Below are 26,649 nucleotides of genomic sequence, written 5' to 3'. Positions count from 1 at the left end.
GCATATCTGGCATTTGAAGGAGGCGACTTTACATTATTTTTCGCTTTACATTAGCCCAATAATGTTGAGCTAAACATTACTGCGCGTCAAGCACCCGCCATGCGAGGGAAAATCCGTCCCCCACGACAGTTCCTGCGTTTGCCCATCTCCCCTTCGGAGGTCCAGGTACAGAAACACTTTCGTCTTTGACGGAGCAGACCGCTTCGAGGACTGCCTTGAAGTCCTCCCCCTTGTTGGAGGAGAAGGCGCCGGGGACGTTCTCCCATACGATAAACCTTGGGTATTTTCCATCTGTTGCACACCTCATTTCCTTTATGATTCTGATTGCCTGATAGAACAGGCACGACTGCCGCCCGTCCAGCCCCGCCCGCTTGCCGGCCACCGACATATCGGTGCAGGGTGAGCCGAAGGTGATGATGTCCACGGGGGCGACCTTCGCGCCGTCCACCGCGGAAATGTCGCCTAAGTGTTTCACAAAGGGCAGCCGCTTCGTGGTCACCCGGATGGGGAACGGCTCAATTTCTGATGCCCATAAAGGCGTGATGCCCGCAAGCAGCCCGCCGAGCGGGAATCCCCCGGAGCCGTCAAAGAGGCTGCCGAGGGTCAGCCGTGAATCCGCAGTCTGCGGATTCGGTGTGTCTCCGCCGCCAGTGCCGGATCTGCTTCTATGGATATCTATAGCGTCCGCATTCATTCCGTCTCCACCTCCTTTACCAGTGCGGAGTACGGGATTTTCTCCCCGCCCCGCTCCACAAACACATTTTCCAAATCCCCGGTGTCCTCCACATACCTCCGCAGGATGACGGACGCATACTTCTCATCCAGCTCCATCATGCAGCAGATACGGTTTGTCTGCTCACACGCCATCATCGTGGAGCCGCTGCCGCCGAAGGTGTCCAGCACGATGGCGTTCTCCTGGGAGGAATTACAGACCGGGTAGCCGAGCAGGTCGAGCGGTTTCGAGGTCGGGTGGTTTTTGTTCCGCTTCGGCTTGTCGTAGTTCCATATGGTGGTCTGCTTCCGGTCAGAATACCACGGGTGCTTCCCGTTCTTCAGAAAGCCATACAAAACCGGCTCATGCTGCCACTGGTAATCCGAGCGTCCAAGCACGAGGGAATTCTTCACCCAGATGCACACCCCGGCAAGGTGGAACCCTGCGTCCACAAACGCTTTTCTGAAATTCAGCCCCTCCGTGTCCGCATGGAACACATACGCCGCACCGCCTTTTTCCAGATGTTCTGCCATGTTCTGGAAGGAATTGTTCAGAAAAGTGTAGAACTCCCCGTTCTCCATGCTGTCATTCTGGATGGAAAGCCCGCTGCCGCTCTTGAATGCGACGTTATACGGCGGGTCCGTCACGATGAGGTTTGCTTTATTCCCGTCCATGAGCGCCGACACATCCTCCGCACTGGTGGCATCGCCGCACACCAGCCTGTGCCTGCCCACCGTCCAGATATCGCCCCGCTCCACGAATGCCGCTTTTTCCAATGCGGCGGAAAGGTCAAAGTCATCATCTTTCACATCCTTTTCCCCGTCCCCGGCAAAAAGGTCGGCAATCTCATCCTCGCCGAAGCCTGTCAGGGACACATCAAAATCCGCACCCTGCAAACTTTCAATCTCAATACGGAGCAGCTCCTCATCCCATCCCGCGTCCAAAGCCATGCGGTTGTCCGCAAGGATGTAGGCTTTCTTCTGCGCCTCCGTCAGGAAGTCTGCGAACACACACGGCACTTCCTCCATGCCTTCCTCTTTTGCGGCGGCAATCCTGCCATGCCCCGCGATGACATTGAAGTCCCGGTCGATGATGACCGGGTTGATGAAGCCGAACTCCCGCAGGGACGAGCGGAGCTTCGTGAGCTGCTCCGGCGAGTGCGTCCGCGCGTTATTCACATAAGGCACCAGCTTCCCCAAAGGGATGAGCTGCATCTCTGTTGTCGTCTTTCCCATTTTCCTCTACACTCCTTTCCTTGCGCAGAGCAGCCGCTCCATCGTATCATCCATCGGTGTGTTGCCCTGGAACTCTACCGAGCAGTTCTCCTTCACGATCTGGTAAATCTGCATCCAGCAGTAATTGGTCTGTTTCATGTAGGACTGGCTCATGGAAACGTAAGGGGAAGCGATGGCGGCCCCAGTGGTCGGGTGCTTCGCCAAAAATCCAGTGGAGGAAACAATCTCCTCGCACTGAATCCACCGGGACACGCTCATGGCGTACTGCTCCACCATCTGCACGGTGACCAGCTTTTCACAGCCCCTCGCCTTCAGCCAGACATAGGTTTCCTGATATACTTCCTCCGCCACCAGTTCCCTCCCGCTTTTCTGCGGGGATTTCAGGAAGTCCTTTACGGGCGGCACATCCACGCCCTCCAGCTCGGCCGGCTCCATCATCACCTCCGCCGTCTTCCCCTCGCTGATCTTCTCCGTGAGGGCTTTCGGTTTTCTCCCAGCCCCCGGCCTTGCGCCGCCGCGTCCGCTGCCGTCTTTTGCCACCGTTTCCACCCCGTTTCTTTGATTTTCTTTGAAAAAATGCTGCGGAAATCAAACGCCGCAGCACCTTAAAAGCCTTTATTTCAGGGAAATCTCCGAGGGGTCAATCCCCCGTTTGATTTCCGGTTTTTGTGCGTGACGCCCCACGCCCGTTCCCCGGTGGGTCCCTTGTGGAGATTTCACCCGCCCCTCCCGGCCGGCAGAAATCTTCACAGGGAACCTGCACACAATGATTTAATGTTTATTCCAGCGATCGCCGCGCTCCGCATGAATCCTCGCATGGCAGGGCTGGCACAGCGACACGAGGTTCTCCTCGTCATGCGTCCCGCCCTCTGCCAATGGCAGCTTATGGTGTACTTCCTCCACCGGCCGCAGCAATCCTTTCTTCCGGCACTCCTCACAGAACGGGTGCTTGGCAGCGTAGCAGTCACGGATACGCTTCCATGCCCTCCCATACCTACGGCGTACAACCGGGTCACGGTCGTACTTCTCGTAGCGACGGTTCTCCTGCTTCCCATGCTCCTCACAAAAGCGTCCCTCCGTCAGCTTCGGGCATCCGGGGAAGGAACACGGCCTCTTCGGTTTCCTTGGCATCTGCCTCACCTCCTTCTGGCATAAAGAAAGCCCCCGCAGGATTCCAATTGCTCCCGCGAAGGCCCTCTTGACATTTTTTCATGCTATAAGCATACCACGTCCAAACGGATAAATCATCTCACAAAGTGGACATTATGGTTTGCCGAACAGCAGGGTAGTCAGTTTTGCCAAGGCCCGATTCTTTCTCCTGTATGCGGATGCCCGCTCAATCCCGAAATAGTCCGCCACATCCTCCGCTGCACTGCTGCCGTACTCATTATCCTCGCTGTAGAACGCATCCAGCACATAACGGTCATCCTCCGAAAGCTCCTCCCATGCCGGGACGAACCACGCCATATATTCCACTGCCTGCCGGTACCGCTCCCTCAGAACGCTGATCTCATCCACTCCCTCCGCCATCCTGTCCTCTGCGGCATGGGGATTGTGTGCATGGGGCATCCCGTCAAATTGCGGGCTGCTGACTCCGCCCATTTTTTCATATGCCGCCTTGATCTCATCATCCGTATGTTCAATGATAAACTTCATGCTGCCATAATCCTTCACCGCATCTGCCGCCGCTGATTTCTTATCCAGGTACTTCCATGCGATTCCCATATTCCAATACCTCCAATCAAAAAATATTTGCTTCCCCCGGATTTTCATGGATTGTCGTTGATTTTCATTGATTGGCTCAGATTTGCTTTTTGACTGGAGGCAGCTCTCACCGCCTATATCTTAAGGTCTGCTTTCACCGCATCAATCAGTGCAGCCTGCGTGGTGTCTTTCTTGGATAACGCCTTCATGATCCGCTCGTCTATGGTCCCTTTCGTGATGATGTGCTGCACCACCACGGTCTCGGATGCCTGCCCCTGCCGCCACAGCCTTGCTACCGTCTGCTGGTATAACTCAAGGCTCCATGTCAGCCCAAACCATACCAGCGTATTTCCTCCGCCCTGGAGGTTCAGACCATGTCCAGCACTTGCCGGGTGGATTAAGGCCACCGGAATTTCCCCGGCGTTCCATTTCCGGATGCTTCCATCAGTGTCCAGCCTCGCATATGGGATTTTCAGTTTTTGGAGCCGCTCTGAAATTCTCTCAAGGTCATGCCGGAACCAGTAGGCCACAAGCACCGGCTTTCCGTTTGCCGCCTCAATGATGTCCTCCAGTGCATCCAGCTTCCGCTCATGGACGGGAACCGTCTCCCCAGCATCCGTGTACACCGCCCCGTTTGCCATCTGCGACAGCTTCCCGGAAAGAGAGGCGGCGTTGGCGGCTGTGACCTCTCCATCGGGAAGTTGGAGAACCAGTTCCTCCTTCAGTTCCGCATACCGCGAATTTTCCTTCTCGGAGAGATACACGGTGTATCTGGAATTTATCAGCTTTGGCATCCGCAGGTGGTCGGTGGACTTCATGGAAATGGTGATGTCTGATATCCTGCTGTAAATCTGCTTTTCTACTCCCGGCAGCGGCTTGTAGGAAAATACCACCTGCCCGTTCTGCTTATCCGGCCGGAAGTAGGAGGTGCGGTACTGCCCGATAAACCGGCCAAGCCGCTCGCCCATATCCAGCAGCCGGAACTCCGCCCATAAATCCATAAGGCCGTTGCTGCTTGGCGTGCCGGTCAGCCCAACAATGCGTTTTACCTTCGGACGGACTTTCATCAATGCCTTGAACCGCTTCGTCTGGTGGTTCTTGAAGGAGGACAGTTCATCGATTACCACCATGTCGAAGTCAAACGGTATGCCGCTTTCGGAAATCAGCCACTGTACGTTCTCACGGTTGATGAGATAGATGTCTGCCTGTTTCCGAAGCGCCGACAGCCGTTCTGTCTCTGTCCCCACGGCTACGGAATAATGCAGGCCGTCCAGATGATCCCATTTTTCAATCTCCGCTCCCCATGTGTTCCGTGCCACACGCAGCGGGGCGATTACCAGAATGCGGCGGACTTCGAAGCTGTCAAACAGAAGATTATTTAAGGCCGTCAGCGTGATGCTCGTTTTGCCAAGCCCCATGTCCAATAGGACTGCCGCCACTGGGTGCGTTTCGATATATTCCGTGGCATATCTCTGGTATTCATGCGGACTGTATCTCATCAATAATCCCTCCAATCTGCGATTCGTCATCCAGCACATACACCTTGAATCCAAGCCGCCGTAACAGCCTGTGCCGGGAAAGCTGCAGGGGGCGTGGCTTTTCCCCCGGAGCTTTTACCTCCACGAATGCCATTTTCCCATCCGGGAGAAGTGCCAGTCTGTCAGGCATCCCATCAAAACCGGGCGATGTGAACTTTACTGCCAAGCCCCCGGCGGCCTTGACTGCCGCCCTGAATTTCTGCTCTATGGTTTTCTCTTTCATGCATATGCCTCCAATCCCTTATTTTTCAAGCGTTCTAGGCTTTCGGGTGACGGTCGGTGACACCCGTACCTAAAACTCCTCTATAAGTGATTTTTTACTGAAAAAACTGCCCTAAAGGGGGTTTATACCAAGACCATCACCGACCGTCACCCCTGGGCCTGTCAATCCGCAAAATCAGAGGCTTTCAGCCGCATTTTCAAAATATACGCCCCATCCTTTTTCTTCTGCTTTTTGAAGCCTGCAGATTCCAGCGCATTATAAAAATCGGCCGTGCTTCTGGTGTACTCGCCCGTCCTCAGACAATAGCTGCGGTATTCCTGATAGACCTCCCCGGACTTCGCCGTATATCCCGGTGCCATTTCACAGCACTCATTCAAAAAATGCCCAAGCCAGTCGTTGTCCTCACGGTACGATTTGATGGCCTCTTCCACGCAGGCAGGGGACGGGATGTGGAAGTTCCGGCTGATTGCCTTTTGTGCGCCCTCAATGATCCACTTCATGACAGCCGGTGCTGCCTCCGAAACGAGGAAATCGGCATAGTTCTTCACATCCCCGGCGCCCTCTATCCTGGCATGGAAGGGGATCACGATTAAGCGCCGCCACGTCCCAGGGTCATTCGCGCCCACCCTCGGCAGGTGGTTGGTGTACAGCACGAGGGTATGGCTCGGCGTGAAGCTGAAAGGGTCCTTATATTTTTTCTCCGCAAAAATCTCATCCGTGGAACACATCTGCTTCACCACGGAGGTGTTCAGGCGCATCCCTTCCTCCAACTCGGCGGCTATGATGAGTCGCTTGCCCTTCGCCTCGGCAAGCTCCGGCTTCACGTTCCGCTTGCAGCCCACGGTCAGGGTGTCGGCGGACATATTGCCGCTGTAGGTGCCAAGCACACGGGCTATGGTGTTCCAGAATGTGGATTTGCCGTTCCTTCCCTCCCCGTAGGCAATGACCAGCGATTCCATGTAGACACGCCCCACTGCCGCCATGCCCACGATCTGCTGCACATAATCAATCAGTTCCGCATCCCCGCAGAAAATAGTGTCCAGGGAATCCAGCCACAGTTTCTCACCCTTATCGCCGGGAGCCGCCGCCGTTATTTTTGTGATATAATCCTCCGGGCTGTGGTCGCGCTTTCCCGCCAGCCCGTCCGGGAGGTAATAGGTGCCATCCGGCGTGTTCAGGAGGAATCCGTCTTTATCCAGGTCGGATACGCTGATCTCCAGCATCGGCTTCGCCGCCTGCAGTGCTGATACCACATATTTCATATCCCTCCGTTTCATCACGAACGCCTTATACGCCTGAGCGGACATATACGCAAGGTAGGCGTCCATCTGCCCTCCGCTTATCTTCTTTTCCAGCGACTTGCCGCCGGAAGTAATGGCATCCTCTGAAATGCCTGCGTCCATGAGCGCCTGTTTCGTCCGGGCAATCTCATCCTTTGCGTCCGCAAGCTGTAGGTCGAGGAACTCCTCCGCCGCGCCCACTGCCTGCTGCTTGGATTCCACCCAATACTGCCCGCAGAAACGGAGGTAGTCCGTGGCCGCCGTATAGCGCAGCTCCACGCCGTATTCCCTTGTCAGCACCTTCGCCTGCCCGATGTCAGAGTAATCCCCCGGCTTCAGCGATTCCCGCCCGAACTCGTCATTATAGGCATCCGGTGCCACATAGCCCTCCTGCCCCTGCACCTTCTCCGCAAAGCGGCAGGCACTCTGCCAGATCATGGCAAGCTCCGCATCCTCAAGAGGCGGATTGCATTTTGCCGCCTCCTCCATGAAAATCTCATGCGCCCGTTCCGTAGCCCCGTACCGCTTCACCACGCGCCCCGCGAAATGGGACATGGTGGCGTTCCGCTGCCCCTGCGGTATCTCCCTGCCGCCCTGGGGCTTCACGATGCAGTCAATGGTGATCTCGCCCTCATGCCACAAGATGGAGTCTGCCGGATGCCCGAAAATGAAACGGGCAGAATCTAGTGCCTTGGCATCGAAGAACGGGAATTTCTGCTGTATGGCTTTCTTCAGACTGGCGCACGCCTCCCCGTCATGGATAGGATCATGCGGGAAATACGCATGGAACCTCGGCCTTGCAGACTTCCCCTCCTTCGGCTTCATGTTATTCCGGCTCGGCACCACAACGAACGCCACATCCTTCCCGATTTTTTCTTCCAGGTTTTCCGGGTGAATCCAGTCCTCCGGATTGTCGGAATGGGAATTGTCGCAGTCCATCACGTCCACATCGCAGGAGAGGAAATTGTCCCCGCTCCTACGGCAGTTCTTAAATTCCGCGCACACATGGTCGAACGTCATTACCTCCATGCAGTCATCCTCATTGTCAATGATGCGCCTGTTGGGGTAGAGGCTGTTCTTCGCATTCCCCCTGCAGTTCGCCGTATAAAAAGTCATCCTCATAATTTGCAGACCTCCTCGCAGTTTTCCGTGAAATAGCGTACCGGCATATCCCGCTTCTCCGCCTTCTCGATCTCCGCCGCCATCCCCGTGGATATGATGCCACCGAACACCCATAGCTGCTCGCATTTCCCAAGCAGCACCATCCCCATGAACATCCCTATTGCCCGCTCCGCAGGCTTCCCGTCATCCAAAAACTGCGGAAAGAGCAGGTGCGGGGCGAGCGGTATCGCGCCGTTCTTCACCGCAAACCGGCTGTACCGCCTCGCCTTCTGCGTGTTGCCTTCCGTATCCCCGGCAAACGGGGAGCATATATAGACAAGCGGCCGGTATGCCCGCCTCGCCGCCCTTTCTTCCCTCCTGATCCCCGATAACGCCGCATGGCTTGTCGGGTCGCTGTATCCCTCGCTGTTATATCTGCTGATTCCCATCAACCATACCTCCATTCTGCCTGCAGCTCCCTTTCCGGACCGTGTCCGCAGGCTTATAAAACGGACAGTCCCTCCCGCCAAAGTCATTGTCCTTTAAGCAGGTGCAGACGCCGCCCCTGTTTGCGAAACAGTCGCCATGCGCCCTGCACACCTGCATTGCCGCTCTGCTCATTCCCTTCCGCCTCCTGAAATCAATCTGATATTCCCCTCCATCCTTCTGCGGAGGACTTCCGTTTTGTTGAACTGCGCCCTCCAGTGCCTCCGCTGTGGGGAATCCGTCGGAAGCGCCTCCTCTGTTTCTCTGTACATACCGCAGAGAGCATTGTACCCGTCCGCCATCTCCCGCAGCTCCGAAAACAGCTCTGCCCTTGCCTCATCCGTGCAGTATTGATTGATGAGCCTTGCGGCTTTCCTCATCGCCGGCATCTTGCAGGGGAAGAACGCCTCCACAATAAGTTCCATGTATCCCGTCCCGTATTCAATCCGCAGCCGTTCCATTGCACACCTCCCGACTAATCCTTCTTGTAAAACGAACATTCATAACCGTCCGCCCGGAGCAGTAAGCCTTTCGCCCAGGGCGGCGTCCTTCCCATCTGTTCACACACGGCGGGAAGGGACATCCTCCTGTCCGCCTCAATGATGATCTCATCGTGGACGTGCGCCACAATGGAGCAGTTCCGAAGCGTCTGCATGGCATAACACAAAATATCCCGGCTGACGGCCTGCACAATGTTCTCTACAAACTTGGGACCGTAGCTTTCCAGCCGCTCCCATTTCTTCGTGCCGCCCACGCCCATATAGGTGACGGACTCCCCGCCAAACTGGTTCTCGCCAATCCTCGGTTTCACATAGGCAAGCCTCCGGCCGGAAAATAATGTGATGAACAGCATCCCGCTCTGGTAGTCAAACCGGATACCGTGTGTTTCCGTGGGCATCCTCTTTTTGACGCACTCCTTCACAGTGCGGTCAACCGCCCACCAGAACTCCGTAATGCTTGGGTTGGAATCCCGCCATGCCGACACAAGCGGCGGCAGTTCTTCCTCCGCAAGCCCCATCTCCAAAGCTCCCATGGATTTCAATGCCCCGACTGATCCGCCATAGCCGAGGGCTAATTCGGCAATCTTCCCTTTCTGCCGCAGATGCCCGTTCACGCCATGCTTTTCCACAGGCACATGGAACATCTGGCTTGCCGAGGCGCAGTAAATATCCCCGCCGCCCTCGAACACCTTCAGCCGCCACCGCTCCCCGGCGATCCACGCGATCACCCGCGCCTCGATGGCGGAAAAGTCCGCCACAATGAACTTCCTCCCGTCCTGCGGCACGAATGCCGTGCGGATGAGCTGCGAGAGCGTATCCGGGATATCCTCATAGAGAATAGAGAGGGCATCGAAATCCCCGGCTTTCACCAGCTCCCGTGCCTGTTCCAGATCGGGGATATGGTTCTGCGGAAGGTTCTGCAACTGTATAATGCGCCCGCTGTACCGGCCGGTTCTGTTAGCACCGTAGAATTGAAACATCCCATGCGCCCGGCTGTCCGCACACACCGCATTCTCCATTGCCTGGTATTTCTTAACAGATGACCTGGCAAGCTGCTGCTGGAGCGTCAGCACGGTTTTCAAAGGCTCCGGCGCATCCTCCAGCATTGCGGCCACCGCCTTTTTGTCCAGCGAATCCGTTTCCATCCCGTTCTCCAAGAGCCACTGCTTCATCTGCTGCACCGAGTTTGGGTTCTCCAGTTCCGTCAGTTCCTTCATAGCAGCCGACAGCTCCGCTTTGGAACGTCCGTCCATGGCGATTGCGTTTTTGACCATCTCCATGTCCACGCCGATGCCCCGGTCATTAATCTCCTGATCCTGCCAGTATTCCTCCCACACAAACTCCGGCACGGGGAACTTTGAAAGCCTCTGCTGTATCTGCATTTCCGCCTCCACGTCGCGGAGGTTGTATGCCTTGAACCGCTCCCACTTTTCCCTGTCATGCTCCGGCAGGTTCCGTGTCCGCCCGCCGTTCGCCTTGGTCGGTTTGCAGGGTACGCAGAAATACCGGATCAGGTCTTTTCCTTCTGACAATTTCTGCTTTTCCAGCCCAAGCACTGTGCCAACATTCTCCAAAGACAGCGGGAGGCCAAGGGTGGCAGACCAGACCATGGAGCATTTCCATGATTCCGGATCCAGCCATTCCCCAAGATAATTTGACAGACACACCCTCTCGAACATGGCATTGAACGCCCACTTGGTAACAGATTCATCCGAGAGTGCCGCCATGATATCCGCAGGGATTTCCTCCCCACAGGCGACATCGACCACCTTTACTTCACCGCCGTCCACGCTGTATCCGAACAACAGGATTTCAAAGTTCGGGGAGGAAGAATATTTATAAACTCCACATTTGGATAAATCCACATCCGAATACGACTCAATGTCAATACTGATACACTTCAATTCCACCAGCTCCTTTCACCGCCTTAAGGGCGGCAGGGAAAAGGCAGTCGCCCATTTCCCGCCACCCGGCAGTGTATCCCTGTTATGCCGTCAGGAGAGGAAATCCTCATCGTCCCCGGCTTCATCCGCAAAATCATCCTCCGCACGGGAACGCCCGCCAAGCGGCTCCCCGTCACGGATTTTCTGTAAATTGTTCAGCCCGCAGGCGATACCCTTATTGCCATTGCTGTTGAAAGCGTAGAAATTGATGCTCGCCCTGCCGTACACGCCGCTGTACACCTCGGAATGGTCAAGGATCGGCTGGCGGTCCGCATCCACGATTCCCGGAGCTGTAGTGCTGTTGGCATTGACGAAATAGGAATCCGCATAGGCTTCATCGTCCGGGCGCTCCACATCCCCGTCACGTAACGGGGTCTTCAGGACGGAAAGCGCAGGTACGCTCCTGCCGTTCCCCTTCAGCTTTGCCTCGCCCTCACGGTATGCTGCCTTGATTGCCTCATCGATCTTGGCAATGGTTTTCTTATCCGACTTCGGGATAATGAGGGAAACGGAGAACTTCGGTGTGCCGCCGTTAATTGCCTTTGCCTCCCATGCGTTGCAGTAGCTCCACCGGGTGTTCGGACCAGTGATTACTTTCGTTGGATTATTTACATTGTTTGACATATGATTTTCCTCCTGACTATTCTTCCTTGAAATCTTCCTGCGCCGTGTTCATCTCCGGCCGCTTGTCGCTCTCCGGGACTAACGCAGGCTTGCCCTGCGGCTTCTCCACAAGGCCCTTCAAAATTTCCGCAAACTTCTTCTTTCCGAGCAGCTTCTCCATGGCCGTGATGCCGAGGAGCTTCGGCTCATATGGGTCGAAGCCTGCCTTCTTCACGGTATCCGCCACGGCATCCTCGTCCGTGTACTTCCGGTTGGAGCGGCCTTCCACAATCTTAAAGCCGGCATACTTCACTCCGCTTAACGCCTGCTGCAATGCGAACTCCTTTACATCCGCCGCCCATGCCGCCAGCTCATCCGCTTTCACGAGGATTGCCGCGATCTCGTCATCCTCCAGCGTGGCGGGCATCTCGAAGTCATATTTCGCAAGCTCCAGATTGTATTCCGCCCGTTTCCTGCAGACTGCCTTCGCCTTGCAGAATTTACAGTGTTCCCCTGCACAGAACTCGCCCTCCCCAGCATAGGCCAGCTTCGCCCTTTCGGTAAGCTTACCCTCCGCCCACTGGAGAAGGTCATCCTTCGCCATCACGCACACGCTGACGTTCTCCCGGCGCGGCTGGTAGATTGCCATGCGGACAGACTCGATGTCATAGATACCATCAAACAGCTCCAAAGCGCCCAGGGCATACAGCATCATCTGCGGATTCCCCTCTGCGGAAACCTCCACGCCCTTGCCGTGCTTGTAGTCGATGATATACAGCGCCCCATCTGCGATGATGACACAGTCGCCGGTGCCGAAGCCTTCCTCCACGAACCGTGAGAAGTCCAATCTCTGCTCGATCAACACCACCGGGTCTTTGCAGGTTTTCTTTGCCTCCTCCACCAGCGAAAGGACATACTCCGCATAGCCGCAGGCACATTCCTCCATCTCCTCATCATAGAAAGCAAGCCCATCCGCGGGGTCTTCGGTTTCCACCCCAAGGGACAGCTTCAGCTTGTGTTCGCACAGGCTGTGGGCATCGGTGCCCTGCTGTGCGTATTCGCTCCCCGTGTCCTCGTAATTCTCACAGAGCCTTGCCGATGGCGGGCAGGCAAGCCACCGATGGCTGGAGGATGCGGACAGTAATGCGTGTCTCCCCATCACAGCACCTCCGCTTCCGCAAGCAGCGCCGCATATTCCGCCGGGTCGATCTCCGACAGCTTATCCGCACCGTGCTTTGCAAGCAGTTCCCTCACTTCCTCCGTGTGTCCGGAGCGGGACTTCTCCGCCAGCACCGCGCGGACTTCCTCCAGCGTCAGCGGCTTCTCCTCCGGCTCCAGCTTTGCCGCCTTCGCATCTTTCTTCGCCGTGTTCTTTGCGGACTTCCCTGTCTTGCCCGCTTTCCCGGTTTCCTCCGGCTCCTTCGTGGTCGTCATTTCCGCCTCTGCCGCATTGCTGTCCGCCACCGCATCCGCAACGGCCTGCAGGCTGTCTGCAAGGGAACGTAAATCCCCGATGACATCCAGCAAAAGTTTGATCTTACTCATGTACCAGTCCCCCTTCCGCAATCTCTTTGATGGAAAGTTCCTCCACCGAATTTCCCGGAACGATGACCGTCAGCCGGACCGTATCCCCAAAGAGGAAACGCATAAAACGTTCTCTTATGGAAACACGGCGCACACTGACCGCACCACCGTTCACAGGCTTTTTTGAAACACTGATCTGTAATGTCTGCTTCATCCTGTCACCTCCGCTTTCCGAAGGGCTGCATTTTGGTGCCCCTCACTATACGGAGATTTGGAGGGCTGTTTGAGGGGGTATTTTTCAAAAAAACTTTTTAAATTTTTCCCTTGCGCCAGCAATGGACTCCCGGATGGTCTTGATTTCCTTCCCCTCCCTGCGGGCAATCTCCCGGACGGAAAGCCCCTGCGCCAGCATCAGAATCCTCCGCCTCTGCACTTCCGACAGGCTTCCAAGAGCCTCCACAATATGCTCCCTGTCAAACTGCCCTATCATTGCCGTTTCCGGCGTTTCAAAGTCCGCCATATCTTCCCCTTCAAACTCCGCCGCATCAAGGGAATAACAATGGTACCGTTCCTTCCGTCCGAGGTTGTCCTCCTCCCGTCTGGAATCAAGGATGAATGTGCCTATCTCTTCATTAACCTCAACCTCTGAATTTTCTCCGTTTGCAAATGTGTAACTGATTTTCATTTTTGCCGTTCTCCTTTCCGGAGCTCGGCAAGCAGCACTCATGGCTGCAACGGACAAAAAGAAAAAGAGCCTGACAAGCAGCACAAAAAGTGCCGCCTGCCAGGCTCAATGTCGTCTCCGCCATATTTCAGACGGTATCATGGTGGTCTGACCGTTTTCCCAGAATGAAACCATCCCACCGTGCATCATGCTCAAACAAACGAGTGATCCTTGTCCCGGTTTAGCTGTCCGTTTCCCATTCCCATATACATTCCTTATGGAAACTGCCGTGTTGCCGCAGCGCCCCGGTCAGCCTTAGACATAAAATCCAAAGCAGATCGATATCTTCTATTCAATTTTTACTACCCCGATTTCAGCGCCACACCGGTCGCATTTCAAAATAAAATCGGGGCACCGTCCCATTGACGGTGTAACAAACTGTACTTTCGTATCTATTTTTGCATCCATGATGCGCCCTCCACATTTTGGACACCGCACAGGACGCATACGCTTTTTTATCTCATGCTTCCATGCCTCCTTTTTCCTGCACATTCCATATACGCCTCTTTCTTACCTGTTCCTGTTTTTCTTCGGAGGTATATGAACCGGCTGTCAATTTTTCATTTTACAAGTTCGGTAAGCCATGGAGCCATCGGCCTGGAAATCACTCTGGCGTTCAGATAGGCCATCTCCAAAGTCAGGCAGGTATGCCCCAGATAGTATCCGTCCATAACAGACAGCGTCATGGCAAGATCCGGCTTCTTCATATTTGTCAGATATACGGGCAGAAGGTATTGTATCCTGCCCTGGTATCCCTGCGGCACGACTATCCCCGGTTCAATAACAGCTTTTCTCCTTGCAAGCTCTACCGCCGTTTCCAACAGCAGAGGCAGATTCTTCGCCCTGCGGATTCTGTAAGGGATGCGCCCCATATTCTCTTCATCCCCTAAAATATGTTCCACTTTCACCCTGATAGGCCAGTCCGGATTAAAACTGGTATCCCTTCCCGCAACATGGTAATGGGGCCTCTCCGGCAGTGGCTCTATATATTTCAGCCTTGGTGAGACCTCGTCACAAAAGCCTCTGAAATACCAGTCCAACATGGAATCACGCCTCTTATTACGGTCAAAAAACGCATAAACTGCCTTATACCGTTCCGTATAGAGCCCCGTGTGGAAACACGCACATTCATTCTCTATATGAAAATACCGCGCCGCCTCCGCTTTCTCCTCCGCTGAATTATAATCAATACTTTGCTTGCGAAAAATAATATGTATATATCTTTCCAAAATAGGGGTGTCCTGATTTTTGGTTTCAATCGACGGCCTTTTAAACTGCCACGGTTCCGGCAGCACCATCCCTTCCAGTTCCTCCAACTGCCCATACCAGTCCGGTATATATGCAAAATCGAATAAATCTGTTTCCATGACTGTGTTCCTTTCCTAAAATCTCTGATTGTATTCCCGATGCAGCCCTTACGAACAATATCCATCACGTGGGAGAACGGCACCTGACCGTTTTACCCATAACGCAAAATAGGGAAAAGATACCCATACAGTTAAAACTGCATTTGTATCTTTTCCCTATATATGGATTTCCTCTATACAAGTATGGTTCAGCCATACCTTCGATGGTGTAAATATCTGCAGATGTCACCTGGATTTTTTTGACCGCATCATTGCTCCTTTATCCATCACAAAATACCCCATTTCCATCAAAAGTATGGTTACGCCATTCTAAAATAGTACCGTCACGCCATTTTTACATTTGCATGGTATGGCACTATCATACTTCTAGGAGGTGAAACTATGGCTCTTCATCCAAAACAGTTCGGCATGGTGTTGAAAAATGCACGAATGGATAAAAAACTTACCCAGGCCGAATTAGCTGAAATACTGGATATTTCCCTGTCATACCTGAAAGACCTTGAGCGTTTTCGGAACAGCCCAAGCTATGAGGTCTTTGAAAAGGTCATCCGTTACTTCAACCTGTCAGCAGACACTGTGATTTATCCCAACCAAAACCAGGCTGATGATACATACCAGAAAATCGGGCGACTGCTGACCCGCTGCGACGAAGGACAGCTCAAAGTCATCCTTGCCACAACAGAGGCACTTCTGTCTGTGAGTGAAAAGCTCCCAGAATCAGAGTAACAGATGAATGCGGTATCCAGGCGGTGTTTCTGTCACTTTTTCCCTGCATTTTAAAGGCTCATTCCTGCAACAGAATTTTCTGTGCAAAAATGAGCCTCTTTTACTGCTGTATCCATTTCATAAATTCTTCTGTGGATAGATCCTGCCGCAATAGCCCCATGCCGCTTAATAGGAGGATGCAGTCCACATATCCCTGGCAGTATGCCTTCTGTCCTTCCAGTGAATTCATATCTTCCAGCTTGGCCATCCATTCCAGAAGCAACTTCCTCTGTTCCTGGGGGAGCTGCTGTATCGTTGCCTCGCATTTCTCACGAAGCCCTTCCATTTCCTCCTGGGTTTCCCTGTAGCCTGGCACCTCTATCGCAGTATCCCTTGTTACATTCTCACAGCGCAGCCGGTTCAAAAACTGTCCGACCTGTTCCCATATTTTATTCCGCATACCTATGCCCTCCTTCAAATCTTATTATCATTATTAACATATCCGCAGATATTACACCACCTAAAAATCAAGCCTGTTATAGAAAAGGGAATGGGCAGTGTTCCCAATACACAAGAACACGGCTCATTCCCTTTTCAAACTATTTATTTTATAGCCAACCCCTCGCACTGTCTGAATATATTCTGGTTGGCTTGGATCATTCTCTATTTTCTTGCGAAGCCGACGGACATGGGAAGTAATATTGCTGTCATCTTGAAGATACTCCCCATTCCAAACATAATTATAAATCTTTTCTTTAGAAAGCGTTATCCCCTGATGAATTGCTAACATATACAAAATCCGAAATTCGATGTTTGTCAGATTGACTTCCTTGCCTTGTCTTAAAACCCTGTGCTGCCCCGGTATAATGACCAATTCGCCAATTTGTATTTCACCCAGATTCACATCCACTTCTCTGTCTATGCTGATATCAGCTTCACTAACAATTTCCAGTATTTTGTCATATATGTTTCTTTCCGATTCATCCAAAGAAAGAACTATCAGTTTTCCCATATCGCTCACCTCCTCTGTCAGATTCTTTGAAGAAAGGAAATGCCCTGACAAATATATGATTTTACTCCGTTCTATGCGTTCAGAATGTTACGGAATGCGTCCTCTTCATGTTTTTTTAGCGCTTGGAATAGCGGAATATATTTTTCAGGATTCCTGAAAGAATGCCCTGCCACATCTCCAATGAAGCCATTTACGATTTCTTCGATAATTTCCCCGCTTTTCTGAAAATGCCGAGCCGCATCTTCCCAGGTTCTTTCCCCAAAAGAATCCTTATGCTTCACAAGCGCCTGTGCAAATTTATCCCTGGATGCCCTGTGCGGATTGATAATTCCTGATCTCCGCCCACTGATTTCATAAGGAAGTTCCGGGAGAATGCTTCCCGTGTATTCAATAAAGTGGGAATATATTTTCTGTAATTCTTCTTCAGAAAATATGTTTTTCCATTCCGGGAATTCCCCGACGAATCTGTCAAGACCCCTCTGCCCTATAAAACTTAATGGTGAGGATAAATAGGTTTCTGCATTTTTCCCTATCCCCTTTTGTACAATCCATGCCATATCTGTCTCCGGGGACTTCATATCGATCCCAAAATACGCATTTTTCTTGCTTATCCCTATATAATCTTCTTCCCATGCCAGTTCCAGTTCTGCAATCGGGATGCTCTGCACTTCTGTCTTAGAATTATCATGAACATATACATTTGCTTCATCGTAACCTATCATCAGAACAACATGACCAGGAATATGCTGCTTATGATAGAACTTACCCTGATAAGGCAAATGGAACATATCCAAGCCAAACAGTATGACAGGTATATCCTGATTCAATAATTCCCTGACGTTTTTCCAAGTTGTCCGAAAACATTTTCCTTCACCTGCTATCACTTCATACCCAATGATCCCTTTCCAGAATTCATATTCCCGCTTTCCAATGCTTCCCTGCCCCATGAAAATCATTTTTGGCACTGCTGCTTTCTTCTGGGAAATCATCTGAAAACCGGCCTTGGAATAGAAAATCAGTTCTTCCGGTATCCGTTTTCCTGTTTTCCACTCATAAACATCACACAGCCCATTCACCGGACATAAATAATCCGCCAACTGATGCGGCAATTCCAATCGCTTCATACGCTTTCCTCCTTTGCTCCGCTTAAGTTTAAACCCTTGCATTGTCCGAGAGTCAAGTAATATTGTGAAAAAAGATGCCGCTAAATTGCAGCATCTTCTTTCATAACGGTTTTACAGGAAAGCACACCTCTGTAACCATATCTTCTACTGATTGTTCCGTTTCCGGGGATACATGGTATATGTTGAAGCGTTTCCCATCAAGCCTGTAATGATTATCAGTAATCCACCGTATGATTTCCTCATTTGCCTCTGGAAGCAAGCCGTATTGCCCTTTAAACGTAAGCGTTGCTGCCGTTGTTTCTTCAATTTTCTTAAATTTCATTGCCTCTGTGTCATGATACGTGCCGACTACCGCCTGCTGTATCTCCACATCCAAATCATATTCTTTGAATCCTTCATCATGGAATACCGCAATATTCAAAAGCGGATTTGCAAATTGTATTTTTTGTGATTTTCTCTCCTTTGCCAGCTTTTCCCAGAGAACAGCTTCATTCCCTGGGGTTGCTATTCTCCCTCTGATACTAATCACATTATGGGCAGGAAATTTTTTGAGCGCCACACTGTACAAAGGGATATCTGAAACATGTCCCAAATTCGCTATGGTTGTTTCGATTAGATTCAATTGTTTTTGCAAATTCGCGATTTTCTCCCGCTGTTCCACCGCATGGAGTTCGAGATAATCTTTCAGTTGGTCATTGCCTGTATATTTCGCCAATATTTCCTTGATTAAGGCTAATCCCAACCCCATACTTTTTAACGCCTGTATCTTGTTGGCTATCGGGAGCTGACATTCACTGTAGTATCTATATCCCGTGAAATCATCCACATGCTCAGGAATCAGCAAACCAATCTCATCATAGTGCCGGAGCATATGGATACTGATTTGTGACAAGACTGAAAATTCTCCTATTTTCAGCAAAGAAACCACCTCCTGACTTTAAGTGTAAACCCTCATATAATACGAGAGTCAATCCTTTTTCTTGGTCGATGACACTATAAATCGTCTTTGTGATAAAGTCAACTGATAATACAATTTTGTTCATCTCATAAAATAGGCTCAATGAATTTCTTGATTAATTCTATTCTGTCCCCTGCTTTGGGTACAAAAAGAGCTGCAATAGAAATCACCAGCTTTTTCTTTGTGTTTACATAAATGATATTGCCGCCATCTCCCATTGCTGCATAGCCATCCTCATTTACCCACCATAGATATCCATAGGGCAGATTCTCTTTTTTCCATCGGCTGTGTTCTATTGTACTGTCCTCTACCCATTTTGAGGAAATGATCTGCTTCCCCTCCCACATACCGCCATTCAGATATAACTGCCCAATCTTTGCCATATCCATTGGTGTAAGCGTAAGTCCCCAGACTGCCGCATGAATCCCCATGGAATCTATTACCCATCCGCTAATATCCTTAGACTGGTTAAATGCCAATTGTTCCTCTTTGCTTTCGAATAGTAAATTATTTTCCACTTTAATTCCAAGCGGCTCAAATAAATTCTCTGCCGCAAAATCTAATACGGGTTGCCCTGTTGCCCTCACTAAAATTCCCGATAAGATGTCCGGCCCGATCAATGGGGCATATCGGAATACCCCTATCTTCCCACGACCGCCTAATAAATCAAGCGAAAATTTTACCCAGTCACTACTTGTAAAATATTTTATATAAGGTGCAAAAAAACAATATTTATAAGGTGCCGTCATTGTCAGCATATCTCTTAGGGTAATATTCTGTATTCTTCTCTCTCCCCTTTTCACTTTGTATTCCGGGAAGTAAACCAGCACTTTCTCCTCAATATTTTTAATGTATCCTTTATCCAGAGCAATCCCAATTAATATTGAAATAATGCTTTTTGTCACGGAATAGATATGAACGCGGCTATTCGCAGTGCAGCCCTTAAAGTATTTTTCATAAGATACAGCGCCATCTTTTATTATGACGATGCCTGTGGTATTTCCATATTTGCTGCTTATAATCTGTTCCAACTCTTTAATTTTTATCTGGTTCATATTTTCTTCCTTTCATGTACTTCACAATATCTGCTTTCAATTTCGGTCTTTTGAACCCTTCTTTTTAACCGGATAATAGACCTCCGTAACAAGTTCGCTTTCCTTTGAAACCTCTGCAGGGTCTGTTACATATACCTCATACAACGCATTGCTGTTTTCATAACCTTCCCTTTTTGCCCACTCTATTTGTTTAGCGTAAACTGAAGGAAGCTGTGAGTAAGAACCCTGCACAACTGTTTTCAAGCATAGCCCAGGACAAAAATCTCTTGTTCCAGTCGCATACTCTCTTATCGGGATTGCAAATTCCGTATCTAATCCAAATGGTGTATACTCATCGTCATGAAACAGTACCATTGGAGGAGCAGCCGCTGTTAGTTTCTTCTCTTCCATTTTCCGAAATAGTTTTCCAAAGCAGGTACCATATTCTTCTGAAAACTCATGCTCTAAAACATTCTTCCGTATCGACAGAAGATACATCATCGGTATCTCGACTAGCCGTACATCAATGTTTTCCATATAGGACATAATAGATTTTCCGTTCCTCATATTTAATATATCGCTGTCTATCTGATGCAGTGTATTTTCAAACTTCTGTACCTTTACTGCAATCTCTTTTTTCTTTTTATTAAGTGCAGTAAAAAGTACCTCATCCATCCGTTCTTCCGAATCCAAAATTGATTTGATTTCTTCCAAAGAAAAACAATAATCCTTCAGACGATTAATCAGCAGCATTTTTTCCAATTGCTCGATGGAATAATACCGATAACCATTTTCCGGATTGATTTCATCCGGCAGTATCAATCCTATTTCAGCATAATATCTAAGAGTTTTTGTAGATACCCTGCATATGTTTGAAAATTCTCCAATTGTAAGCATATGCGAGCCCTCCTTCCAAGCTCAGTATAAACTTTACCCTAAGGGGAAAGTCAACGGCACTTTTAATTCCCTGTCCAGCAATTTGAATGAAGCTGAGTGCCTGCCTTTTCAAGGTAGTAGCATTTTAAACGAATAATAAATGAATTGCAAGTCATCTAACCATCCTATCTCCACAACATACCCATACCTATCTTGTCCACTCAACTATCTCACCCAAAAAGCAGTGAATATGTTTCCACACAGTTTAGCAAACAAAAAAATCTGGGAGTTTGAGCAATTCTTCCAAATTGTTCAAACTCCCGACATCGCCTAGTTTCTACATTTCTACGCTATTCTATTTCTATCTGTAACATAAACACGTCATACTCAATATGTCACACGGAAAAAAGCATACCACTTTCCCCTACCTATTATAGAAAAACTAATTTTTATAGTTTTATGCTTTTTCTAAAGTAAATGTAAATTATCGGATGAGATCAAAGATAATCCCCATAACCCTTGACACATATTCATCATATTTTCCTCTGAATCCATACCTTCTTGTCTCTCAATTTCTGTATTCATAATGTTAATTGCATTTGCAACCGCAAACAAAAGCGGAAAGGCTTCACGTTCAAAAGTTGTGGCACCAACTTTACGACACCATAAATCAAAACACAAGCTAACTCGTTCCTTTGATTTTTCTCTTTCGCCCACCACCAAAGCTAAATCATCACAGATGATAAGTACCTCAATTATTCTCGCCATATAATTTGAAACCGAAAAATCTATTAACCAAAGTTTTCCCATTTTGTCCCTCAAAATATTGGTACTTGTTATATCACCATGAACAAAAGTTTTCGGTAAAGCATCAAATTTAAATTTAGCAAAGGAATCATAAATAGGATCAATTAACGAAATTTGCCGTTTGGTTAATCGTGAACGCTTAAGCCGAAACTCCCGAAGAAAATTTTTGATTGACCATTCATCATCAATGAATGGAGGTACATATTTAATTTTAGAAAGACTGTATGCCATTTCGACCAGCGATATCAACTCATCGTTTGTAGGCTTAATTCCTAATTGATGAAAATTTACTCCATCAACATACTCAATAACTGCTAAACGAAATCGCGAAGAGCCTATATACATATAAGATAAAAAATCTCCTTGAGCATTTGGGAACACTCTTGGAACAGGTAACCCGTTTTCGCTTGCCTGTTTTGTTCGTTCAATACATTGATAGGCATTATCATCAGTACGTTTATTATTAAAAACTTTAACCAAGTATTTCCCTGTAGATGTACTTATCATGGCATTGAAGTCTTCATATCCAATTGGAATTATTTCAGCATTTTGAAATATACCTAAACGATACACTTCACAAACCAACTTAGCAAGAATATTGAAACAATTATTTTCGATAACGTCTATACGATTAAAATACATTTGCAATGTATCCATTGTTACTTTACCTACTTTCTATTTTTTGAACAAAGAAATAATAACCACTAAAGCAACAATGAAGATATCGTTGCAAAAGACAAGACTACGCTTGCTGCTGCTTTTGACTGTACATATGTCCGCATCAAAAGCGATACTTCGTTTCAATTCCCCCTAAGAACCTTGTCACATATTTCTTGCACATAAATTTATTAGTTCAATCAAAAATACAGAAAAACAACATGATGCTTAAATCAAACGCCCCTTTTATAAACCTTTATTTTGCATATTGTGCAAAAATCTTGAATATAGACTACTACATCAGATATATAATTATGATTTTATAAAAATTACAAATCTTTCTTTTTTCGAGCAATATCTATTTTATCTTTCAAATATTGTGCAAAATATGGATAATATTCATCTTGTAATCTTTTTATCTTCCAGTCATATCCTGTAATAATATGCCTACATTTTGGACTGCCACAATTACATTCAAATGCATAATCCTCATTGTCTATAAACGCATAATCTATAGTTAATTCCTCTCCTGGCAAAATATCACAAATTGCTATAAACGAAATTTCTCCATGCATACCACAGTTAGGGGAACAGGAATGATTATTGTATAGTTTAATATCCTCTTCTTCTTGAACATTTAATGCACCTATAAAATAATCATCTGAAATAGGCAAATAGCTATTAATAACTGATGAACTAAAAAGTTCATTTTTTGTAATAACATGTCCTCCTTTTACATAAACAATTTCACCCTTATGTATTAATTCTTTTGCGAACATTCCTTTTTTATTAATTTCACTTGTACGTATTTCAACTTTAGGAGATATTCTTGATTTCATAATTTTACCTCAAATACGGAATTTCATGGAGGATACAATGAATACCCCCGCCTCCAAGCAACGGCTCACGACTATAAACCTGCTCAATTTTCCGATCCTTAAATATGTTCTTAAATATTTTTAATACAATTGCATCTTCCATACACCCAAAGGCAGGCAAGAAAACTCCTCCATTCACATAATAAAAATTAAGATATGATGCTGGAAGCAAATCGCCCGAATTTCTATCAATAGCATTACTATTCTGTGTCAATCCTCTAGTCTCCTCTAATGTCATATATTGCATTGGAGGTAATGGAATCTTATGGATAATGCAATCATACTGTTTAGTCAACACTTCATATGCTTTATGGACTCTTTTATAATTTATATTCTTTTTATCATCAGTCCAAGCCAAACACACCTCATGTGGCTTAACTACCGACATGATATTATCAATATGCCCATTTGTTTCATCTAGCGCAAGCCCCTGATCAAGCCAAACAACTTTATCAACATAAAGAGTCTTTTTAAGGATGTCTTCAACATAAGAAAGTGACTTAAATGGATTTCTATTACGATTAAGGAGAACACTTCGTGTTGTAAAAAGTGTTCCAATTCCGTCAGTATGAATCGATCCTCCTTCTAACACTATATTTATGCGTTTGCTTTCTAATCCTAAATATTTTGCCATCCTATCAGCAAAAGCATCATCTTGATCCCAAGGATAATATGAACCTTCTTTTAATCCACCCCATGAATTAAATTTCCAATTAATGCATTTAATTACATCATTCTCTTCGATAAATGTTGGTCCAATATCGCGCGCCCAAATATCATTATATTCAATCGGAACAAGCGTTATATTTTGCTTAGTCAAATAATCCAAAGTTGAGATATCAGCATCACGACATACTAAATAAACATGCTCATATTTTGCTATACGTTGCACTAACTCAACAACATACTTTTGCATATATTCCGCATTACAACGCCAAATATCCGTTCTAAACGGATACATTGCAATAGTTCCTTGATGATGCTCAAACTCTGCAATTAATCTACCAGCACCACCCATAGGTAACACCGTCCTCCTTAATTCTATCTTTATTGACTCATTTTCTCTTTTTGTATACGAACAGCCTCTTCTGGATGATAACCGTCAAAATTCCTTCCCGATTCTGCATACAAATCAAAGCTAACACTGCTATAGCCACCATGTACAGGAATAAAACCACCAGAAATGAAACTCGCTTTATCAGAAAGAAGAAAACTTACAACATTAGCAATTTCTTTAGGTTCAGCAAATCGACCAAGTGGACAAAGCTGAGATCCTGTGCTTCTTGAAATAAATGGAACCATCTCTGAGGATGCCGGATCATTCTCATCAAAAGTTTTTACCCACCCAGGACATACCGCAGTAACACGGATTTTTTTCTCATCATACCCCAAATTAATTGCAAGGCTATCCGTCAAATTAATCAAAGCTGCCTTGCTCGCTGCATAAGATATACTTGAAAACGATCCTTTTTGACCATCAGTACTAACCATATTTATAATTACCGCATTTGGATTCAGAATACTCTTAAGCCCGACACTTAAAAGCAATGGAGCAGTTACATTTACCGCAAATACTCGATCCCATTCACTAATATCATAATCATCAATATTTTCTTCACCGCTAAAAGCACCTGCATTATTTACAATCGCATCTAAATAGGTATTTTTTTGAGGGTCTCAATCAATGTATAAACAGAATTCCTATTAGTCAAATCACATTGAATACATTGCACTCTATCTTTAAACTCCTTTGATAGTATTTCTAATGCAGTTGAATCTTCGCTGTGATAAATTGCGTAAACATAATAACCATCGCTTACAAGCTGCTTAGTAATAGCAAACCCAATACCAGTATCCCATGATACTCCAGTAACTAATGCTCTTTTCATATTAATACCTCCAGTATTATAAATTATTATAAATTTGCACACCAATTAAAATCACAATAAAGCAAAAGCAAACTTGCAATAACTAAAACCAATGCCACAAATAAGTAAACCATTAGCTTAATTACTACTTCTTTTATTTTCGGTGAACTACATATCTCTTCAATACTCATTTTAATTTTTTTTGCATTCATAATTATTTCGGAATAATTTTGAAGCAACACCGATTCCAAAATAAATATTCCACTACCCACCATCATTAGTACAACAGACAATACATTCAAAATTGAAAAATACTTAGAACTATCCATTAAAATGGTTGTAAAAATATTAAGCGAAAGAGAAACACAAATCCCGCTAAAAAAAGAAAATAATGATTGATTCAATTTAGTAAATATTTTAGCAAAAAACTTCATACACTTTCCTCATTACTATCTAAGTTTTTTTCAATTCTTTTTAAATTTCTTGTAAACTCAACACGGCAATTCGCAATTTGCGACTTACTAGTGCATTGACTAATTTTAGCCTTTAAGGAAGATAATAATTTTTGAACATCACCCACATAAGATGTATATTGTTCAATCTTTTTTCGTGGAATATCATTATTACTCCTAAACGATAAATTATCTGAGGTGTCAAAAGCAATCTGAATCAAATTATTTATCCGTAAAAGCAATGTATTTCCTTCTGCATCACTCTCTATTATCGCTTCACTTCTCGCCTGATTCAATTCAATGGTATGGGTGATACTGTCAACTTTTAATTCTTCAACGATATCATCAAGATAATCTTGAATATCATCAAGCATTTGCCTACATACATTTTTACATGACACATAATCATCAGAAGCTGCCGAACATTGTTCAATTGACTTCGCCTCTTGAATAATTTTTAAATTTTCATCAATACTACCAATAATTTTTCTTCTAGTTTTATCAATAGTAGATTGCAGAGAATCAAGTTTTTCAATATCTTCTGTCTGTAGTATACTTTTTCTTCGACTATTAAGGATTTTTCTTGTAACAGCAGTTAAATCCTTAACCCTTGCACCCACGCTTTCTAAAAAAGATTTTTTATCATTTTCATATCGGGCAATAGTTGATTGAAGTTTTTGATAATTGCGAAGTATGTCAGCATGTTTTTGCACTACTTTTTCAACATCCGTTGGTAATGCAATTTCGGCCTGTAACCATTTTTGAGATTCATCATCGAAAATCCGAAAACAATTCGTCATAAGGGTTACATCTCTACCCAAACTATCAAAATCAACTGCCATATTATTAATAAATTCTCCGGGCGCACTACGTCCCTCAATAATTTTTTTGCATTCTAGTTCCGCCTGATTTCGCTCAGGCGCAGCGACAAATAATTCCAAAAAGCGTTTACCAATTGCTTGCTCTGAAGAATAACCATAAATACGTTCACATTCACATTCCCAATAGCGAATTATATATTCTTCATCACATGCCCACATTGAAAATGGAGCATTATCTACAACTTTCAGCTTAAATCGATCTGTTTTAGAAAATGCTCGCATTTTCTTAAGTTCAGCAATAAAATCTTCTTTTGAAATATCTCCCGATTCAAATTTTTCACATAATGTATCCAACTCCATAATTATCTTCCTTTATCTAGCTTTTATTAAGGATGTAGGTATTTATATGGCTCACATACTCCTAATTTTTCATAAAGTTTACGTATCGCCCTACATTTTACTCAATGTCATTAACTTAAGGAATCTTTTACATTTGAATTGTAAAAGGTTCCTTTTT

Annotated in this window: 31 protein-coding genes and 1 pseudogene; 1 reads left to right on the top strand and 31 read right to left on the bottom strand. The window is 47.0% G+C overall.

Features of this window, described 5'->3' with window-relative positions:
- Positions 1-79: 79 nt before the first annotated feature.
- The 18 genes and pseudogenes from E5329_RS21700 to E5329_RS21615 all read right to left on the bottom strand — a co-directional run.
- Positions 80-694, bottom strand: a pseudogene (locus E5329_RS21700) (DNA cytosine methyltransferase); the annotation flags it as partial.
- The gene (locus E5329_RS21695; protein ID WP_135991421.1) at positions 691-1,947 is read right to left on the bottom strand and encodes a site-specific DNA-methyltransferase; all 1,257 of its coding nucleotides are present in this window, start codon (positions 1,945-1,947) and stop codon (positions 691-693) included. The pseudogene E5329_RS21700 and the gene E5329_RS21695, both read right to left, overlap by 4 nt.
- 6 nt (positions 1,948-1,953) lie before the next feature.
- Positions 1,954-2,487, bottom strand: coding sequence for a P27 family phage terminase small subunit (locus tag E5329_RS21690; RefSeq protein WP_135991420.1), 534 nt, complete (start codon positions 2,485-2,487; stop codon positions 1,954-1,956).
- A 231-nt stretch (positions 2,488-2,718) separates the two neighbouring features.
- Positions 2,719-3,030 carry an HNH endonuclease gene (locus E5329_RS32290; protein WP_275443590.1) on the bottom strand — a complete coding sequence of 104 codons (312 nt, stop codon included), beginning with the start codon at positions 3,028-3,030 and terminating at the stop codon, positions 2,719-2,721.
- 180 nt (positions 3,031-3,210) lie between these two features.
- Positions 3,211-3,672, bottom strand: a complete 462-nt coding sequence (locus E5329_RS21680; RefSeq protein ID WP_135991418.1) for a sigma-70 RNA polymerase sigma factor region 4 domain-containing protein — start codon at positions 3,670-3,672, stop codon at positions 3,211-3,213.
- A 113-nt stretch (positions 3,673-3,785) separates the two neighbouring features.
- Complete coding sequence (locus tag E5329_RS21675; RefSeq protein WP_135991417.1) at positions 3,786-5,150, bottom strand: DEAD/DEAH box helicase; 1,365 nt, start codon at positions 5,148-5,150, stop codon at positions 3,786-3,788.
- Positions 5,131-5,412 (bottom strand): VRR-NUC domain-containing protein, encoded by a 282-nt coding sequence (locus E5329_RS21670; protein WP_135991416.1) that lies wholly within the window; start codon positions 5,410-5,412, stop codon positions 5,131-5,133. Before E5329_RS21670 ends, E5329_RS21675 begins: the two co-directional genes overlap by 20 nt.
- 161 nt (positions 5,413-5,573) lie before the next feature.
- The gene (locus tag E5329_RS21665) at positions 5,574-7,814 is read right to left on the bottom strand and encodes a phage/plasmid primase, P4 family (protein ID WP_135991415.1); all 2,241 of its coding nucleotides are present in this window, start codon (positions 7,812-7,814) and stop codon (positions 5,574-5,576) included.
- Positions 7,811-8,242: a DUF7768 domain-containing protein gene (locus tag E5329_RS21660; protein ID WP_135991424.1), complete on the bottom strand. Its 432-nt coding sequence runs from the start codon at positions 8,240-8,242 to the stop codon at positions 7,811-7,813. Before E5329_RS21660 ends, E5329_RS21665 begins: the two co-directional genes overlap by 4 nt.
- Positions 8,223-8,414, bottom strand: a complete 192-nt coding sequence (locus E5329_RS21655; protein ID WP_135991414.1) for a hypothetical protein — start codon at positions 8,412-8,414, stop codon at positions 8,223-8,225. The genes E5329_RS21660 and E5329_RS21655 overlap by 20 nt, the downstream gene beginning before the upstream one ends.
- Positions 8,411-8,779 carry a hypothetical protein gene (locus E5329_RS21650; RefSeq protein ID WP_275443588.1) on the bottom strand — a complete coding sequence of 123 codons (369 nt, stop codon included), beginning with the start codon at positions 8,777-8,779 and terminating at the stop codon, positions 8,411-8,413. Before E5329_RS21650 ends, E5329_RS21655 begins: the two co-directional genes overlap by 4 nt.
- Positions 8,755-10,683 carry a DNA polymerase gene (locus tag E5329_RS21645; RefSeq protein ID WP_275443586.1) on the bottom strand — a complete coding sequence of 643 codons (1,929 nt, stop codon included), beginning with the start codon at positions 10,681-10,683 and terminating at the stop codon, positions 8,755-8,757. Before E5329_RS21645 ends, E5329_RS21650 begins: the two co-directional genes overlap by 25 nt.
- Before the next feature lie 90 nt (positions 10,684-10,773).
- On the bottom strand, positions 10,774-11,346 hold the full coding sequence (locus E5329_RS21640) for a DUF2815 family protein (RefSeq protein ID WP_135991412.1): 573 nt from the start codon (positions 11,344-11,346) through the stop codon (positions 10,774-10,776).
- A gap of 16 nt (positions 11,347-11,362) precedes the next feature.
- Entirely contained in the window at positions 11,363-12,484 is a 1,122-nt protein-coding gene (locus E5329_RS21635) for a DUF2800 domain-containing protein (RefSeq protein WP_135991411.1), read from the bottom strand.
- Entirely contained in the window at positions 12,484-12,870 is a 387-nt protein-coding gene (locus E5329_RS21630; protein ID WP_135991410.1) for an rRNA biogenesis protein rrp5, read from the bottom strand. The genes E5329_RS21635 and E5329_RS21630 overlap by 1 nt, the downstream gene beginning before the upstream one ends.
- The gene (locus E5329_RS21625) at positions 12,863-13,063 is read right to left on the bottom strand and encodes a hypothetical protein (RefSeq protein ID WP_135991409.1); all 201 of its coding nucleotides are present in this window, start codon (positions 13,061-13,063) and stop codon (positions 12,863-12,865) included. The genes E5329_RS21630 and E5329_RS21625 overlap by 8 nt, the downstream gene beginning before the upstream one ends.
- 84 nt (positions 13,064-13,147) lie before the next feature.
- Entirely contained in the window at positions 13,148-13,534 is a 387-nt protein-coding gene (locus E5329_RS21620) for an RNA polymerase sigma factor (protein WP_135991408.1), read from the bottom strand.
- A 599-nt stretch (positions 13,535-14,133) separates the two neighbouring features.
- Positions 14,134-14,940: a DUF3825 domain-containing protein gene (locus E5329_RS21615; RefSeq protein ID WP_135991407.1), complete on the bottom strand. Its 807-nt coding sequence runs from the start codon at positions 14,938-14,940 to the stop codon at positions 14,134-14,136.
- 381 nt (positions 14,941-15,321) lie between these two features.
- On the opposite strand from E5329_RS21615, the gene E5329_RS21610 reads away from it, so the two are divergent.
- Entirely contained in the window at positions 15,322-15,666 is a 345-nt protein-coding gene (locus tag E5329_RS21610; protein ID WP_135991406.1) for a helix-turn-helix domain-containing protein, read from the top strand.
- A gap of 100 nt (positions 15,667-15,766) precedes the next feature.
- Here E5329_RS21610 and E5329_RS21605 read toward each other — a convergent pair whose 3' ends face one another.
- The 13 genes from E5329_RS21605 to E5329_RS21545 all read right to left on the bottom strand — a co-directional run bounded on the left by E5329_RS21605 (position 15,767) and on the right by E5329_RS21545 (position 26,492).
- Complete coding sequence (locus E5329_RS21605; RefSeq protein WP_135991405.1) at positions 15,767-16,105, bottom strand: hypothetical protein; 339 nt, start codon at positions 16,103-16,105, stop codon at positions 15,767-15,769.
- A gap of 123 nt (positions 16,106-16,228) precedes the next feature.
- A complete protein-coding gene (locus E5329_RS21600) occupies positions 16,229-16,657 on the bottom strand; it encodes a winged helix-turn-helix domain-containing protein (protein ID WP_135991404.1) in 429 nt (142 codons plus the stop codon).
- A gap of 71 nt (positions 16,658-16,728) precedes the next feature.
- Positions 16,729-17,781 (bottom strand): BtrH N-terminal domain-containing protein, encoded by a 1,053-nt coding sequence (locus E5329_RS21595; RefSeq protein WP_275443584.1) that lies wholly within the window; start codon positions 17,779-17,781, stop codon positions 16,729-16,731.
- A gap of 100 nt (positions 17,782-17,881) precedes the next feature.
- The gene (locus E5329_RS21590) at positions 17,882-18,700 is read right to left on the bottom strand and encodes a MerR family transcriptional regulator (protein ID WP_135991403.1); all 819 of its coding nucleotides are present in this window, start codon (positions 18,698-18,700) and stop codon (positions 17,882-17,884) included.
- A gap of 125 nt (positions 18,701-18,825) precedes the next feature.
- Positions 18,826-19,794, bottom strand: a complete 969-nt coding sequence (locus E5329_RS21585) for a serine hydrolase domain-containing protein (protein WP_135991402.1) — start codon at positions 19,792-19,794, stop codon at positions 18,826-18,828.
- A gap of 36 nt (positions 19,795-19,830) precedes the next feature.
- Positions 19,831-20,670 (bottom strand): MerR family transcriptional regulator, encoded by an 840-nt coding sequence (locus E5329_RS21580; RefSeq protein ID WP_135991401.1) that lies wholly within the window; start codon positions 20,668-20,670, stop codon positions 19,831-19,833.
- 447 nt (positions 20,671-21,117) lie between these two features.
- The gene (locus E5329_RS21575) at positions 21,118-22,113 is read right to left on the bottom strand and encodes a phosphotransferase (RefSeq protein WP_135991400.1); all 996 of its coding nucleotides are present in this window, start codon (positions 22,111-22,113) and stop codon (positions 21,118-21,120) included.
- 329 nt (positions 22,114-22,442) lie between these two features.
- A complete protein-coding gene (locus E5329_RS21570; RefSeq protein WP_135991399.1) occupies positions 22,443-22,952 on the bottom strand; it encodes an SET domain-containing protein in 510 nt (169 codons plus the stop codon).
- Between the two features lie 4 nt (positions 22,953-22,956).
- Positions 22,957-24,009: an agmatine deiminase family protein gene (locus tag E5329_RS21565; protein ID WP_135991398.1), complete on the bottom strand. Its 1,053-nt coding sequence runs from the start codon at positions 24,007-24,009 to the stop codon at positions 22,957-22,959.
- A 29-nt stretch (positions 24,010-24,038) separates the two neighbouring features.
- Positions 24,039-24,599 (bottom strand): SDR family NAD(P)-dependent oxidoreductase, encoded by a 561-nt coding sequence (locus tag E5329_RS21560; RefSeq protein ID WP_275443589.1) that lies wholly within the window; start codon positions 24,597-24,599, stop codon positions 24,039-24,041.
- A 44-nt stretch (positions 24,600-24,643) separates the two neighbouring features.
- On the bottom strand, positions 24,644-24,880 hold the full coding sequence (locus E5329_RS21555; protein ID WP_135991396.1) for an SDR family NAD(P)-dependent oxidoreductase: 237 nt from the start codon (positions 24,878-24,880) through the stop codon (positions 24,644-24,646).
- A 26-nt stretch (positions 24,881-24,906) separates the two neighbouring features.
- Positions 24,907-25,293 (bottom strand): hypothetical protein, encoded by a 387-nt coding sequence (locus E5329_RS21550; RefSeq protein WP_135991395.1) that lies wholly within the window; start codon positions 25,291-25,293, stop codon positions 24,907-24,909.
- A complete protein-coding gene (locus E5329_RS21545; protein WP_135991394.1) occupies positions 25,290-26,492 on the bottom strand; it encodes a PAS domain S-box protein in 1,203 nt (400 codons plus the stop codon). Before E5329_RS21545 ends, E5329_RS21550 begins: the two co-directional genes overlap by 4 nt.
- Between the last annotated feature and the right edge of the window lie 157 nt (positions 26,493-26,649).

Source organism: Petralouisia muris, from assembly GCF_004793545.1.
Taxonomy (GTDB): domain Bacteria; phylum Bacillota; class Clostridia; order Lachnospirales; family Lachnospiraceae; genus Petralouisia; species Petralouisia muris.
Note: the sequence above shows the minus strand (reverse complement) of the source record. Positions and strands in the feature narration are given on the sequence as shown.

What these genes read in the sequence shown, in the direction of transcription:
- E5329_RS21695 (WP_135991421.1), bottom strand. Translation starts at nt 1,947, where the DNA reads ATGGGAAAGACGACAACAGAGATGCAGCTCATCCCTTTGGGGAAGCTG.
- E5329_RS21680 (WP_135991418.1), bottom strand. Translation starts at nt 3,672, where the DNA reads ATGGGAATCGCATGGAAGTACCTGGATAAGAAATCAGCGGCGGCAGAT.
- E5329_RS21675 (WP_135991417.1), bottom strand. Translation starts at nt 5,150, where the DNA reads ATGAGATACAGTCCGCATGAATACCAGAGATATGCCACGGAATATATC.
- E5329_RS21670 (WP_135991416.1), bottom strand. Translation starts at nt 5,412, where the DNA reads ATGAAAGAGAAAACCATAGAGCAGAAATTCAGGGCGGCAGTCAAGGCC.
- E5329_RS21665 (WP_135991415.1), bottom strand. Translation starts at nt 7,814, where the DNA reads ATGAGGATGACTTTTTATACGGCGAACTGCAGGGGGAATGCGAAGAAC.
- E5329_RS21660 (WP_135991424.1), bottom strand. Translation starts at nt 8,242, where the DNA reads ATGGGAATCAGCAGATATAACAGCGAGGGATACAGCGACCCGACAAGC.
- E5329_RS21655 (WP_135991414.1), bottom strand. Translation starts at nt 8,414, where the DNA reads ATGAGCAGAGCGGCAATGCAGGTGTGCAGGGCGCATGGCGACTGTTTC.
- E5329_RS21650 (WP_275443588.1), bottom strand. Translation starts at nt 8,779, where the DNA reads ATGTTCGTTTTACAAGAAGGATTAGTCGGGAGGTGTGCAATGGAACGG.
- E5329_RS21640 (WP_135991412.1), bottom strand. Translation starts at nt 11,346, where the DNA reads ATGTCAAACAATGTAAATAATCCAACGAAAGTAATCACTGGTCCGAAC.
- E5329_RS21635 (WP_135991411.1), bottom strand. Translation starts at nt 12,484, where the DNA reads ATGGGGAGACACGCATTACTGTCCGCATCCTCCAGCCATCGGTGGCTT.
- E5329_RS21630 (WP_135991410.1), bottom strand. Translation starts at nt 12,870, where the DNA reads ATGAGTAAGATCAAACTTTTGCTGGATGTCATCGGGGATTTACGTTCC.
- E5329_RS21625 (WP_135991409.1), bottom strand. Translation starts at nt 13,063, where the DNA reads ATGAAGCAGACATTACAGATCAGTGTTTCAAAAAAGCCTGTGAACGGT.
- E5329_RS21620 (WP_135991408.1), bottom strand. Translation starts at nt 13,534, where the DNA reads ATGAAAATCAGTTACACATTTGCAAACGGAGAAAATTCAGAGGTTGAG.
- E5329_RS21615 (WP_135991407.1), bottom strand. Translation starts at nt 14,940, where the DNA reads ATGGAAACAGATTTATTCGATTTTGCATATATACCGGACTGGTATGGG.
- E5329_RS21610 (WP_135991406.1), top strand. Translation starts at nt 15,322, where the DNA reads ATGGCTCTTCATCCAAAACAGTTCGGCATGGTGTTGAAAAATGCACGA.
- E5329_RS21605 (WP_135991405.1), bottom strand. Translation starts at nt 16,105, where the DNA reads ATGCGGAATAAAATATGGGAACAGGTCGGACAGTTTTTGAACCGGCTG.
- E5329_RS21600 (WP_135991404.1), bottom strand. Translation starts at nt 16,657, where the DNA reads ATGGGAAAACTGATAGTTCTTTCTTTGGATGAATCGGAAAGAAACATA.
- E5329_RS21595 (WP_275443584.1), bottom strand. Translation starts at nt 17,781, where the DNA reads ATGAAGCGATTGGAATTGCCGCATCAGTTGGCGGATTATTTATGTCCG.
- E5329_RS21585 (WP_135991402.1), bottom strand. Translation starts at nt 19,794, where the DNA reads ATGAACCAGATAAAAATTAAAGAGTTGGAACAGATTATAAGCAGCAAA.
- E5329_RS21580 (WP_135991401.1), bottom strand. Translation starts at nt 20,670, where the DNA reads ATGCTTACAATTGGAGAATTTTCAAACATATGCAGGGTATCTACAAAA.
- E5329_RS21575 (WP_135991400.1), bottom strand. Translation starts at nt 22,113, where the DNA reads ATGGATACATTGCAAATGTATTTTAATCGTATAGACGTTATCGAAAAT.
- E5329_RS21570 (WP_135991399.1), bottom strand. Translation starts at nt 22,952, where the DNA reads ATGAAATCAAGAATATCTCCTAAAGTTGAAATACGTACAAGTGAAATT.
- E5329_RS21565 (WP_135991398.1), bottom strand. Translation starts at nt 24,009, where the DNA reads ATGGGTGGTGCTGGTAGATTAATTGCAGAGTTTGAGCATCATCAAGGA.
- E5329_RS21555 (WP_135991396.1), bottom strand. Translation starts at nt 24,880, where the DNA reads ATGAAAAGAGCATTAGTTACTGGAGTATCATGGGATACTGGTATTGGG.
- E5329_RS21550 (WP_135991395.1), bottom strand. Translation starts at nt 25,293, where the DNA reads ATGAAGTTTTTTGCTAAAATATTTACTAAATTGAATCAATCATTATTT.
- E5329_RS21545 (WP_135991394.1), bottom strand. Translation starts at nt 26,492, where the DNA reads ATGGAGTTGGATACATTATGTGAAAAATTTGAATCGGGAGATATTTCA.